This is a genomic window from Nitrospira sp. (assembly GCA_029194665.1).
In the GTDB taxonomy this organism is placed as follows: domain Bacteria; phylum Nitrospirota; class Nitrospiria; order Nitrospirales; family Nitrospiraceae; genus Nitrospira_D.
Map to the genome: position 1 here is coordinate 250,745 of JARFXO010000003.1, position 12,686 is coordinate 263,430.

The window sequence follows — 12,686 nt, forward strand, 5'->3', positions numbered from 1 at the left end:
TCCTCCGAGTGAAGGACGAACCGATCATTGGCGAGGAAGCGTCATCGCTGCTTCATAGATCAGCCGGGTATCTGTGATCGGTTCCCATTTTAAGACTGCCAACGAATCCTCAACGTATTCTGGCACGCGCATGCCGTTTAACACGCAGGTGACTCCGGGCGTACTCGTGAGCAGCCACAACATTTTTTGTGACAGTGAAGCGGTGCGATGTGAAGTCGGCACGAGCGGGTCGATCCTTTGAGCGACGCGATCGGTCTGCGCTTGGCTGCGCAAGGTGGCTTCGCGCCGGAACCCTCGCAGCAGAGTCAGCAGCTCCGGAATGTAGCGTTGCCGCCAGCGTTCCCATTGTTCGGCCACGTCTCCGGAAAGCTGGCGCGAGAGCAACTGTAAGACGTGGTTGGTGTGTGGGGCGATCATCTGATGCTCAATTTGTTCCCAATGTTCGATCCCCTGTATTTGCCCATGAATACGGCGCAGTTCGGCAGACCAAGTGAAGTAATCGGCCGGGGCCGTCCCTGTTCCGGAGGCTGGGATAGTCGGCGAGAGGGAAGTACGGTATTCCTGTTCGAGCGCGCCGACCTTGCTCAGCTGTTGATCGACGTCGAGAGGCGGGTCTTCGAGCGGGAGATCCGCCAGTCGCAGCATTCTGTTGTGAGACAACATCGCATTCAATGGTCGATTCACCAAGACGGCGATGTTCTTCCGCCGTGCATACTCAAGGACGGTCTGAGAGCCGGACCGTCCAGTATTGGCGGCAACGGCGGCTCCGGATTCGAAGAGATTCATCGGGCATTGAAGGACTAGAAAGTGATGAGTCGAAGCTCCTACGGATTTGGCGGCGGCTTCGGCCGCTTGGATCATCAGCGACAGAGAGGTGGCGTCCGGATTATCGGCAGGAGACGTAGCCGTGTTGGATGATACACCGTAATATTTGATTCGCCCTGCCCTAATTTGCGTTTCGAAGTAGACGAACGCCCGCTCGATCCGGGCATAGAAGGCGTCACGAAGGTTCTCCAGGCTGTCGCCTCCACGATGCGCCGCCTCCAACAGGAAATATTCCGGATTGTGCAAAAGACAGATATCGAGCGTCGCAAGTCCAAGCCGATCCAAGGACAGCGTCAGCTGGTCCGCCAAGAATTCCGGATGAATGCAATGCCAAATACCGTCCCCATACTTCACCAGTTCGGGGTAGGGACGGCCGGACCGTTCCTTGGCTTCGGCAAGTTTGAGATTCTGTCCCTGGAGATACCCGATTTTGGAGACGACGGTGATTTCGTCACGGCGAACCTCACCCGAGGCAACAAGCTCGGCCAGCACAGACCCCACCAACCGTTCGCTGTCGCCGTCGGTGTAATTCGTCGAGGTGTCGATGAGATTGCAAGACGATCGCAACGCCATTTTCAACGCTTCGCGGTATTGAGAATTCTGCATATCAACCCGATATGTTCCGAACCCTAACCTGGTCGTGGTCAAGCCGGTTGCACCGAGCATTGTAAAGCCGTTTGCCGAGCCTGCCTCGCCTGTCCGTGCCATTACCCGAGACGCATAGGTCGCCGTACCCTGGGCCGTCGCGCTTCCTGAGATACTGGTGCCCCGCAGCAACCTTGGTTCGGTTCCTCGATCCGTCGATGCAGTCTGGTCTGCCTGCAACGCTGCTTCGACGGAACGAGAATCGGTGATCGGTTGCCGGCATGTGTAATTCCGACAGATGTAGAGTGTCGGTTGTCCGGCAATGGCCGGCCTATCTCGTAAGAGGGGAAGGGAAGTTGGTTGCCCCTGCGAACCAGTCGCCAGGATGCGGTTGGGAAGGTAACAGCGCGCCACCGCATCACGGAGGGCGTGAACATTGTCCTGTGGGCTATCACCCACGAGGGCCAATTCCACCGGTCCTTCGGTCAGAAAATCCACCACGGCCAGACTCTTGGCGAACGCGCGAGGGTAACGGGCTATTTGCCGACCATAGGCGCGTACGGCAGCAGCCGCGGCGCGGTGCCAATCTTCGCGGTCAAAGTGGAAAGACAGTCGGGCCAGTGCTGAAGCGGAGACGGCGTTTGCGCTGGGCGTGGCTCCATCCATGCCGTCCCGGTGTCGGAGAATGAGGGATTCATGGTGTCGTGCGGTCGTGAAAAACCCGCCCTGTTCCTGATCCATAAAGTCGCTGATCAAGTACTCCGCCAGCCGGCCGGCGGCCTGCAGGTACGACTCCGTGGAACCGGCTTCGTACAGATCCACCAAGCCCTCGGTCAGGTACGCATAATCTTCAAGGTAGGCGTCGAGATGGGCGCGATCGCCGCGTGATGTGCGCAGCAATCGGCCGTCCGGTTTGGCGTGACTGCGCAGCAGAAAATCGGCCGTCCGTTGAGCGCTTTCGAGATACTTGGCCTGTCCAAACACTCGGGCTGCCTCGGCCATGGCAGACAGCATCATGCCGTTCCATGCGGTGATCACCTTGTCGTCCAGTCCGGGAGGGACGCGATGTCGGCGTGCTTCGTACAACTGGGGCTTCGCACGAGATGCGATCTCCATCAACTCGTCCCTCGTCAGATTCAGCTGTTTGGCTATGTCTTCGAGAGGTCGCAGTCGATTGGGGATGTTCGTGTGTTCCCAATTCCCTGATTCCGTGATGTCGTAGAGCGCACAAAATCTCCGTGCGTCTTCGTCGTGCTTGAGTACGTTTCGCACTTCGGCCGGAGTCCACACAAAGAACTTTCCTTCGACACCTTCAGAGTCGGCATCCGTCGATGAGTAAAAGCCGCCTTCAGGTCCTGTCATTTCCCGGCGCACATAGTCGAGCACTTCGGTGGCCACCTGGCGATAGAGCGGCTTCTTGGTGACTTGATAGGCCTCGACATACACCCGTGCCAGAAGCGCGTTGTCATAGAGCATTTTTTCAAAATGCGGCACCAGCCAGCGGGCATCGGTCGAATAGCGCGCAAAACCACCGCCGATGTGGTCGTAGATTCCCCCGGCCGCCATCATGTCGAGGGTTTTGGTCACCATCGTGAGCGTGTGGGGATTGCCAGAGCGTCGGTGGCTGCGGAGTAAGAACGACAAGCCCATGGCCGGGGGAAACTTGGGTGCTGTTCCGAATCCACCATGCGTTTCGTCGAACTCGTCCTTGAACTGGCCGACGGCGTCTTCGAGCACCGATTCGCTGATGGAGATGGGAGAGGGGAGTTGTCTCAAGCCTTGCAACTGGGCCGTCAGCTCTTTGGCCTGTTCCAGGACTTCCGATGGGCGTGTGTCCCAATAGTCCGCAATCTGCTTTAGAATATTGCCGAAGCCAGGCCGTCCCCACCGATCTTCAGGAGGAAAATACGTGCCTGCGAAAAACGGCTCTTGTGCGGGCGTCAGAAACACCGTCATGGGCCAACCGCCTTGACCCTGATTCATCGTGACCGTGGCGGCCATGTAAATCTCATCGAGATCGGGCCGTTCTTCCCGGTCGACTTTAATACAGATAAACCATCGATTCATGAGCTCGGCAATGGTCTCGTTTTCAAACGACTCCCGTTCCATGACATGGCACCAGTGGCAGGCGGAATAGCCGATCGAGAGCAGGATCGGGCGATTCTTTTCTTTGGCCAGCTGCAAGGCTTCCGGTCCCCAAGGGTACCAGTCTACGGGGTTATAGGCATGTTGGAGCAGGTAAGGACTGGTTTCGTGAATGAGTCGATTGGGAGTGCGTTTCTCAGGAGTGGATGACATTGGGTCAACCTAGCATCGCGACGAGAACAGCGTCAACGGAGTCGCGGAACAGGTCGCGTTCCAGCCCGATAGATGTCGGAAATTCCAATCTTGTCGTGATTGAAGTTGTGATAGTCTAGGAGCAGCAGGACACGAATGAGAGAGATCGGTCCCTACTCCAATTACCGTTTGACTGTCCGTCTGGAATTGGCGAACAAGCCGGGCATCTTTGCCAGAGTGGCGGCGCTGTTGGCGGAAGAGCAGGCCAATCTCGGCGCTGTCGATATTGTGTCGGCGACGAAGACCCGCATGGTTCGGGATATCACGTTCGATGTTCAGAGTGAGCAGCATGGCGAAAGAGTTGTCGCTCGTTTAGGCGAGTTGCCGGACGTCGTCGTGCTCTCTGCATCCGATCGAATTTTCCTCCTCCATCTTGGAGGCAAAATTCGGGTGGGGAACAAGTTCCCGATCAGTACCAGACACGTGCTCTCCATGGTGTATACACCGGGCGTCGGTCGTGTTTCTCAAGCGATCGCGAAAGACAAGTCGAAAGTCTACACCTTTACGAGCAAGAGCAATAGCGTGGCGGTCGTCTCGGACGGGTCCGCGGTGTTGGGGCTGGGCAATCTTGGTCCGGAGGCGGCCCTTCCTGTCATGGAAGGCAAGGTGATGCTCTTTAAAGAGCTGGCGAATATCGATGCCTGGCCGATCTGCCTGAAGACGCAAGAGCCGGACGAAATCGTGCGGATCATCCAAGGGATCGCGCCTGGATTCGGCGGCGTCAATTTGGAAGACATCAGCGCCCCGCGTTGCTTCGAGATCGAGCAAGAACTAAAAAAATCGCTTGATATTCCTGTGATGCATGATGACCAGCACGGCACGGCCGTGGTTCTCTTGGCAGCACTGTCGAATGCGCTGAGGGTCACGGGGAAACAGCTGGAACAGGTTCGGATCGTCGTCAATGGGCTCGGTGCCGCCGGCACGGCATGCTGTCGAATCTTGTTGGCTGCCGGCGCGGCACATGTGCTGGGATGCGACAAGGAGGGCATCATCCTGTACGGCGAAGCCGAGCAACTACGAGCCTGCCGAACCGATCTTCGCGCCTGTTTGGTGCCGCACAGTCCGAAAGGAACCTTACGGGACGCGTTGAAAGGCGCCGATGTCTTTATCGGTCTATCCGTCGGCAACGTGGTGACGGTCGACGATCTCGATCTGATGGCTCCCAATCGAATCGTCTTTGCGTTGGCCAACCCAGATCCAGAAGTTTCTCCCGAGCTTGGGGTTTCCCACTGTGGGATCTTTGCGACGGGGCGATCGGATTATCCGAATCAGATTAACAATGCACTTGCATTTCCAGGAATTTTCCGCGGTGCGCTCGATGTCCAAGCCAGCGAGATCAACGAAGCGATGAAGTTGGCCGCGGCACAGGCCATTGCCCAGGTGATTCCTGAAAATACGTTGAGTGAGGACTATATCATCCCCAGCGTGTTTGACAAGGACGTTGTCCCGCGTGTCGCGCGGGCGGTCGCTGCCGCTGCGCGCGCCAGTGGAGTGGCCAGACGACGGGCTAAGGCGGACGACCCCTCCATCCTTGAGTAAGCGTCACGTCGCCCCTATGGGAAACACACAGTCTGCTGCGGTCTTCAGGCTGTCCTGGTGGCTGTGGTACAATGCGGCTTCTTGGAAGGCCGAGGAACCATGCCGTTCTCAACCGCGAAATTTGTGAAATTCCGAAGCGGGATGCAGCAACGCATCGGTTCACTGCGTTTAAAGACGGAGGACAGCTTGGAATGTGCCGTCGATACGATGATGGAAGATCGTGTGGACGGGTTCTTTCAGGTGGAGCAGGGACTCGAGGAAATCATCAAGTCCCTCGTCGAAATCGAGGAAGAGTTGGAGGCGATTCGAGATTTGGCCGGAGCCATGCGGTTGGAGTCCCGGCTGGAGTTCGTCGAAGAGCGTTGGGATGAATTCGACAGCGAAATTCGCGAACGCCCGCGACGACGTCGCAAACGAGTCAGTCTCGCCGATATGCTCAAAGCCGCCGGTGGAACAGGACAGCTGTCCCAGAATCCCCGTGCCGTGAATAACGCGGTGGATGCCTATGCGATCATGGGTGTGGAATTCGGCAGCTCTCTCGCCGACGTCACCGCAGCGTTCCGAACCAAGGCGAAGCAACTCCATCCTGACGCGAACAGCGGCGATCGCAGTGCTGAACCGGAGCTCCGGCGCATGTTGGAAGCCTATCAGTTTCTGAAGGAATACCTCAGTCTCAGTAATACGGAACCCATGCCTCCTCCGGATCGCCGCTATAGCCCATCTGAGTAACGCACCGGTGACGATGCCCACCCCACATCAGTACATCACGAGCGCGGCCACACTCAACGAATTGTGCGCGCAACTGCGGGACAGCCCGCGCCTGGCGCTCGATACGGAATTCGTGGGCGAGGAGAGTTTTGTGCCGAAGCTCGAACTCATTCAAGTCGCCACCGACCACACTGCGGCCATTATCGATTTTCCAGCCGTCCTCTCAAGAGAAGCCTTCGATGGGTTCTGGGAGATTGTCTGCGATTCGAGGATTCAGAAGGTCGTACATGCGGGGCGGCAAGATCTGGATCTCTTCGCAGTCCACGCTGGGCAAATCCCCAAACCATTCTTCGACACCCAGATTGCAGCGGCGCTGGTCGGCTTCGGCCCTCAGGTCGCCTATGCCAACCTTGTGCAACGGGTGCATGGAAGAAGGCTGGACAAAGCCCATACCTTTACGAATTGGAGTGCCCGCCCCTTGTCCCAAGATCAACTGGCCTACGCGCTGGAGGATGTGACGTTTTTGTTGGCCATCCATGACCATTTGCACAGCCGACTGTCGAAGCTTGGAAGGCTTCAGTGGGCTCAGGAAGAGTTCTCTCGCCTTGAGGGTGTCGTGGGCGAGACTCGTCGCGAGCCACAAGAACGGTATCAACGCATCAGAGGATGGGATCAGCTGAAGCCGAACGCGGCTGCCGTACTTCGGGAACTTGCAGCCTGGCGCGAGGGGGAAGCGAAAAGGAGGAATGTGCCTCGGAGCCGGATCGTCCGGGATGAAGTGCTGCTTCAGCTGGCGCGGCATCCTCCGCGGCGCCAGGATGAGTTGCGCAACGTCAGAGGTCTCCACGCTTCAGAAGTAGACCGCAATGGAGAGTCGATCCTTGCCACGATTCACATGGCGATTGCGCTTCCCCCCTCGGCGTGGCCGGTGCTTCCGAAAGCACGAAAATCTGAACCGGAATCGAACGGACTCGTCGAATTGCTTCAGGCGATCGTGAAGGCTCGCGCCACGGAGGAAGAGATTGCCCCGACCCTGTTGGCGACGAGCGCCGATCTCCAGGAATTGGTCGATGCCAAGACGAATCGGTCAACGCCGGATCTCCCACTCCTGAAGGGATGGAGACGAATCTTGGTAGGTGAGCTCCTGCTTGACGCGCTGAACGGAAAGGTCGCCTTCACCGTTGATCCACACAGCAGGACGATTCGGTGGTCTCTGTCCGCGCCGACCACCAATGGCTAGCGATTGAGCTTGAGAATGCTGTAAACGTTCTCGCACCGTTCAACGTATCAACCATGTATACCTCAGCCGTTCACTCGCTGCGGCCTTATCTGGCAAAGGATGGCTCCGAGCGCCAAGGTTCGGAGGGTGAGACGGATGAGCCTTTTCGCCATCATCCTATGACATACAGTGTAACTTTATGTTTATGAATTTAAAGCTATGATCTACAATAGCTTCTTGATAGAGTCAGCTGGTCGCGCCAGCATGGCCTGGTCGCCTCTCTCCACGATCGGCCGTTGAATAAGATCTGGGTGTTTCACCATTAGGTCGAGTAGCTCATCGTCCGAGAGCTGTTTCTTCGCCAGGCCGAGTTCACGATACAGGTCTTCTTTAGTTCGAAGTACGTCCTTAGGGGAAAGATTGGCCCTCTTCAAGAGCGTTTTAAGCTGAGCTTTGGTAAACGGACGCTCGTAGTAGTTGACGGCTGTAAAGGGGGTCCCGCTGTCCTTGAGCAGCTGTACGGCCTGTCGACATGTGGTGCAGGTCGGTTTGTGATAGATCGTGATCTCCGCCATAGTCACTCCTTGTGAAAAAACGCGTCTTGACGATTTTTTTCAGTCTGTGTTAGATCCCAACCGGGGAGATGCCTGAAAGAGGATCATGATGCCGTGGATTGGAACCAGCTCCACCGGTCAGTTCGCCTGCGCCAATGCCGCTCAACGAACACTCAAGGATCTCCGTATCAAGCGTAAGGGCCAGCCCGTCTTTGTCCTTGGGCATGTGCTCGCCCGTAAAAAACAAGAAGCAACTTTTGAAGCCTTCAACGACCGGCTGGCCGTTGTGAAGTTTAGCGATGAGGGACTCGTGGGCTATGACCCTCAAGAGCTCCTGCTTCCCACTGAAATTGATGAGCATGGCGTTCCGTATTTTGAGATTCGGTCATGTCGAGCCTGCGGGATACACTTTCCTCTTACCATGGAGGAACAGGAGTCTGACCATGAACCAGAACAGTGTCCAGACTGTGCAGCCTGATCACCCCGGATGTTAGTCGACAAAGGGAGCCACTTCCAAGGCTTTTTTCAACAGGCAATCTCCCGCGACCCCCTGCAACACCATCGGTAACATGGCTGCGTCGATCGCACGCACCGAGAGAACACGGAATCCGTCCGAAGACTTCTGCCCTTCGAGTTTGAGCGCATGACAGATTTCGAGTGTTTTCCAGACTAAATTGGACAGCATCTGGTCGGATGCAAGCAGATTCATGTCCGCGACCGTATCCTCGATCGCGACCTTTGCTGGAATCCGTGTCTTGTCCTTAGGAGGTTCGCTGACGACGGCGAACGCGATTGTTGTGTCGCTCGCCATGGTGCTTGAGACGGTCATGATCCCCGCCGGCATGATCAACAAGCAACAAATGATCGCGGCTGGTCGTTTCATTCACATCTCTGATCCATGCCCCTATACCATCCGAGCATGCGATCATGTCGATCATGCACGGCTTAGTATGCCAATCATGATTTTCCATTGCAAGAATGACGCACCGTCATGGTAGGGTAGTAATAGACAAAGCAAGATCTCTTTTAATCTGAGGGTCCATCATGCCACATGATTTCATGCCGGGATTAGCCGGAGTCCCGGCTGCTACCTCATCGATCAGCGATGTCGATGGTCAACGCGGCGTTCTGGAATACCGCGGGATTCGAGTCGAAACACTGTGTTCGAATTCCTCGTACCTGGAAACGGCGTATCTGCTTCTTTTCGGACAGCTTCCTTCAGCGACTGAATTCCAACGGTGGGTCACCGACGTCACCCATCATCGGCGCATCAAATTTCGCATCATCGATTTGTTGAAAAGTTTGCCGGAACAGGGTCATCCCATGGATGCGCTCCAGGCGGCAGTGGCGGCGCTCGGCATGTTTTATCCGGGCCGCAACGTCAAGGACGTCCAGAACAATTATTGGAGCGCGGTGCGACTGATCGCCAAATTGCCGACGATCGTGGCGGCCTGGGCAAGGCTTCGCCATGGCGATGCTCCGATCATGCCGCGCGACGATCTGGGGTTCAGCGAGAACTTCTTCTATATGCTGACGGAATCTGTCGTCCCTCTCTTGTGGGACGAAATATTCGATGATTGCCTCATCCTCCATGCCGAACACACCATGAACGCGTCCACCTTTACGGGACTGGTCACGGCATCAACCCTGGCCGATCCCTATACCGTCGTGGCCTCGTCGATCGGCGCTTTGAAGGGTCCCTTGCACGGTGGCGCGAATGAAGAAGTGGTGGTGATGCTCCAAGAGATTGGAACTCTCGATAAGGCGCGGCTGTATGTTGAGCATGCCCTGCAGAACAAGAAAAAACTGATGGGGTTCGGCCATCGCGTCTACAAGGTCAAAGATCCTCGTGCCACCGTACTGCAGGAACTCTGTCGGCGCCTTTTCAAAGAATGCGGAAGCTCGCCCCTGTATGAAATCGCATTGGAAGTGGAGGCGGCGGCCGGAACAATGCTGAAGGACAAGGACATCTATCCCAATGTCGATTTCTACTCGGGAATTATTTACGACAAGATGGGTATCGATGTCGATCTCTTTACTCCGCTCTTTGCCATGTCGCGCGTGTCGGGCTGGTTGGCCCATTGGCTGGAGCAGTTGCGCGAAAACAAGCTGTTCAGGCCGGACCAGATCTACTCCGGCGAGCATAACCGGCCGTACGTGCCCATTGATCAGCGATAATCCACGGATTGACAAGGCCCTCAAACTCTTGACTTCCCCCTTTGTCGATTTATCTAGGAACCATACAGGCGAATCGGCGCAGCGCCAGTAGGTTTAGTCGGACAATCATAAAGGAAAGTCACGAAGGAGGTTGCTATGACACTCGTACGATGGGATCCGTTTAGGGAGTTAGAAGAAGTTTCAGATCGGTTGAACAGAATGTTCGCTCGTCCGGCTGCGGCACGCACCGATGGGAAGGAGACCATGATCGTGGCGGACTGGACGCCGTCGGTCGATATCAGTGAGACCGAGGGCGAATACCAGATCAAGGCCGAGATTCCGGATGTGAAGAAGGAGGATGTGAAGGTTACGCTCGAGGATGGTGTGCTCACGATCCAAGGCGAGCGCAAACATGAGAAGGAAGAGAAGGGGAAGAAGTTCCATCGGATTGAGCGATCCTATGGCAGCTTCGTCCGAACCTTCTCCTTGCCCGATGTGATTGACGATGAGAAGGTCAAGGCGGAGTTCAAGGATGGAGTGCTCAATCTCCATCTGCCGAAATCGGAGAAGGCCAAACCGAAGGCCATCGAAGTCAAGGTAGCGTAAGCTGGTTTCAAAGGTTTCTTAGAACAAAGGCCCGCCTCATCAGGCGGGCCTTTTTATTTGTGCCGCTTCATCGGATTCGTTTCAGGGAAGTACGATACACCGCAAGTTCTTCTCGCTTACCGATCGCCACGACTTCCACGATCACCTCTCGCTCGATGATACAGTAGACGATTCTGACGCTCTTCTTGGCTACCTAGAGCTTGTAATAGCCTGTGAGGTCGAGGCCTGCCTTGTTGCCGAGATGCCCTTCGAGGAGGGGAGCCGTTTCGAGCTTCTTGAGTTGCTTGGCAACCGGTTGCTTCAGGGCGCCATTGAGACGGCGAAAATCGTCTGCCACGTCCGCCGTGAGCGTGACGCTATAGCGCGAGGCGTTGTTCCTTGACCAAGGCAGTAAGGCGGATGGACTTACTGGGCTTGCGATCTTTTCGTTCTTGCACCAGCCGGTAGATCTCAAGATGTTCCAGGAGACTGAGAGCCTCCGCCATGGTTTCGTACTCATCGACGGGAAGGAGAATGGCCTCCAGATGATTGTTTTTGACGATGGCCAGGCGACGACGGCGTTTTTCGCTCAAATCAGCCAGTACTTGCCCGAAGCACCGAGGGACTTTCGATGCACTGAGCAGTTCATCTTTCTTGTAAGCGACGGCCGTAGTGAACCTCATAGCAACAAATCACCAGTGTAATATAGCGCTCCTAACCCCCTGATCTTTGTCCAAGTATTGATTCATTTGTCCCGGCCGCGGCGCAGGATGGTAACAATGCCAATGATGATGATCACGGCTGCGACTATCCCATACCAGGGCAGGATGGCCCATGGATCGGTGTGCTTGACGTAGCTCACGATCCAATGACCGGCAAACACAAGGCTCAACACGATCAGCGCTGCAACAATGAGGCTTCCTTCACGCTGCGACTTATCAGCGGTCATGCGTCAGCTCTTGAAAATCCGCATTGCAGTCTTATCGCTTCGATCCCACCAACAACTTGCAGGAATACAGGAGGGAAGTCGGCGCTGGTCGTCGACGAAACGCTCGACTGCTTGTGCGTTGAGCAAATTCGTTCATCGAACACAAGACGGTTGAGCGTTGGCGAATCTGGTCGTCGATGAAGCGTGCCTGTCGGAAGAACCCCTGATAGCTTGCATCGCCGTCATCATGAATCATGGGCTTGCTCGAGGATCTGGAGCGACATAGAGTCTGTGAGTGGTCAAGAGAGATCGAACGTCCTTCATCACTGTACTTTGGGCCGACTGGAGCGGTGCAACGTTGGGTTAGAGCGCCGTGCCGTCCACGTACTCTTCGCCTTCACCAAGATCAGCAACGTCATCGACACGCGGCCCTTCTACAGCAGTTGCCGTCTGGCCGTCAAGCAGGGCCTGGGTGCGAACGGGGTAACGGGCGGCCCGACGGTGGGCGAACCTCCGATAAAGCGATCCCTGGCGATCTCGGTCCGATGCTGGTTGTGCTCGTTAACCAACCCAGAAACAGATTGCTCAGTACACACGTGAATGAATCAGACGTTCCTTACATCTGGTACGTTGAGGCAGTTGAATCGCTTCCGGTCTGGGGCTCACCTACACTGAGCAGGTCATGGTTCGAGGAGTGGAATCAGCGACTGGTGGCCTTGTTTATCGGCCAAATCCACCGGGCGTTCGCCTGATGACATTCTGGCATTCTTGTCCGCTCCATGTTGGAGCAGAAGGGTGATGAGCTCCTGATCACCTCGGTACGCCCCAATATGCAGAAGTGTCACTCCCCCGATTCGCGCCTGAGTATTCACATCCGCTCCTTTTTCCAAAAGGAGCGCCACCACATCTCGCTGTCCTTCTTGTGCCGCGATGAAAATCGGCGCGACTCCATCCTGCCTTGCGTGATTCATTGCGGCGCCTTGTTTCAGTAAGAGTGCCGCCACGTCCCGATGTCCATGCTGTGCAGCCAAGAAGAGCGGAGTCACCCCGCGCTCATCGGCTGCCTGCGGGTTGATTCCCTGTCCCAGGAATGTCTCCACTCGGAGAACATTTCCCTCCGCTGCGGCCAGTCGGAGTTTCTCTTCCGAGGTTGTGCCACAGCCGCTCACGAGAGTGAGCGTACAGAGGGCTGACAGGCCGAAATACCATACACAACTCATCGATAGATGGACCGTAGCTTTTGCCATGG

Annotated in this window: 13 protein-coding genes; 6 read left to right on the forward strand and 7 right to left on the reverse strand. The window is 56.1% G+C overall.

The window, feature by feature from the left end:
- Positions 1-24 precede the first annotated feature (24 nt).
- Positions 25-3,708: an aldo/keto reductase gene (locus tag P0119_10610; GenBank protein MDF0666505.1), complete on the reverse strand. Its 3,684-nt coding sequence runs from the start codon at positions 3,706-3,708 to the stop codon at positions 25-27.
- A gap of 135 nt (positions 3,709-3,843) precedes the next feature.
- On the opposite strand from P0119_10610, the gene P0119_10615 reads away from it, so the two are divergent.
- From P0119_10615 to rnd, 3 genes are all read left to right on the forward strand, one after another.
- Positions 3,844-5,286, forward strand: a complete 1,443-nt coding sequence (locus P0119_10615; protein MDF0666506.1) for an NAD-dependent malic enzyme — start codon at positions 3,844-3,846, stop codon at positions 5,284-5,286.
- Positions 5,287-5,385: 99 nt separating this feature from the next.
- Positions 5,386-6,015, forward strand: a complete 630-nt coding sequence (locus P0119_10620) for a J domain-containing protein (protein ID MDF0666507.1) — start codon at positions 5,386-5,388, stop codon at positions 6,013-6,015.
- A 13-nt stretch (positions 6,016-6,028) separates the two neighbouring features.
- Complete coding sequence (rnd, locus tag P0119_10625; protein ID MDF0666508.1) at positions 6,029-7,234, forward strand: ribonuclease D; 1,206 nt, start codon at positions 6,029-6,031, stop codon at positions 7,232-7,234.
- 203 nt (positions 7,235-7,437) lie between these two features.
- Here rnd and arsC read toward each other — a convergent pair whose 3' ends face one another.
- Positions 7,438-7,788: an arsenate reductase (glutaredoxin) gene (arsC, locus tag P0119_10630; protein ID MDF0666509.1), complete on the reverse strand. Its 351-nt coding sequence runs from the start codon at positions 7,786-7,788 to the stop codon at positions 7,438-7,440.
- Positions 7,789-7,873: 85 nt separating this feature from the next.
- Between arsC and P0119_10635 the strand changes: the two genes are divergently transcribed.
- Positions 7,874-8,245, forward strand: coding sequence for a hypothetical protein (locus P0119_10635; GenBank protein MDF0666510.1), 372 nt, complete (start codon positions 7,874-7,876; stop codon positions 8,243-8,245).
- Between the two features lie 12 nt (positions 8,246-8,257).
- Here P0119_10635 and P0119_10640 read toward each other — a convergent pair whose 3' ends face one another.
- Complete coding sequence (locus tag P0119_10640; protein MDF0666511.1) at positions 8,258-8,650, reverse strand: hypothetical protein; 393 nt, start codon at positions 8,648-8,650, stop codon at positions 8,258-8,260.
- A gap of 161 nt (positions 8,651-8,811) precedes the next feature.
- Here P0119_10640 and P0119_10645 point away from each other — a divergent pair, with 161 nt between their 5' ends.
- Together P0119_10645 and P0119_10650 are read left to right on the forward strand one after the other, a co-directional pair.
- Positions 8,812-9,945: a citrate synthase gene (locus tag P0119_10645; protein ID MDF0666512.1), complete on the forward strand. Its 1,134-nt coding sequence runs from the start codon at positions 8,812-8,814 to the stop codon at positions 9,943-9,945.
- A 135-nt stretch (positions 9,946-10,080) separates the two neighbouring features.
- Positions 10,081-10,530, forward strand: coding sequence for an Hsp20/alpha crystallin family protein (locus P0119_10650; protein MDF0666513.1), 450 nt, complete (start codon positions 10,081-10,083; stop codon positions 10,528-10,530).
- A gap of 193 nt (positions 10,531-10,723) precedes the next feature.
- Here the strand turns inward: P0119_10650 and P0119_10655 are convergent, their stop codons facing one another.
- The 4 genes from P0119_10655 to P0119_10670 form a co-directional block, all read right to left on the reverse strand.
- Entirely contained in the window at positions 10,724-10,867 is a 144-nt protein-coding gene (locus tag P0119_10655) for a hypothetical protein (protein MDF0666514.1), read from the reverse strand.
- 19 nt (positions 10,868-10,886) lie between these two features.
- A complete protein-coding gene (locus tag P0119_10660) occupies positions 10,887-11,192 on the reverse strand; it encodes a hypothetical protein (GenBank protein ID MDF0666515.1) in 306 nt (101 codons plus the stop codon).
- Positions 11,193-11,254: 62 nt separating this feature from the next.
- Positions 11,255-11,458: a hypothetical protein gene (locus P0119_10665; protein MDF0666516.1), complete on the reverse strand. Its 204-nt coding sequence runs from the start codon at positions 11,456-11,458 to the stop codon at positions 11,255-11,257.
- Between the two features lie 659 nt (positions 11,459-12,117).
- Positions 12,118-12,684 carry an ankyrin repeat domain-containing protein gene (locus P0119_10670; GenBank protein ID MDF0666517.1) on the reverse strand — a complete coding sequence of 189 codons (567 nt, stop codon included), beginning with the start codon at positions 12,682-12,684 and terminating at the stop codon, positions 12,118-12,120.
- Positions 12,685-12,686 lie beyond the last annotated feature (2 nt).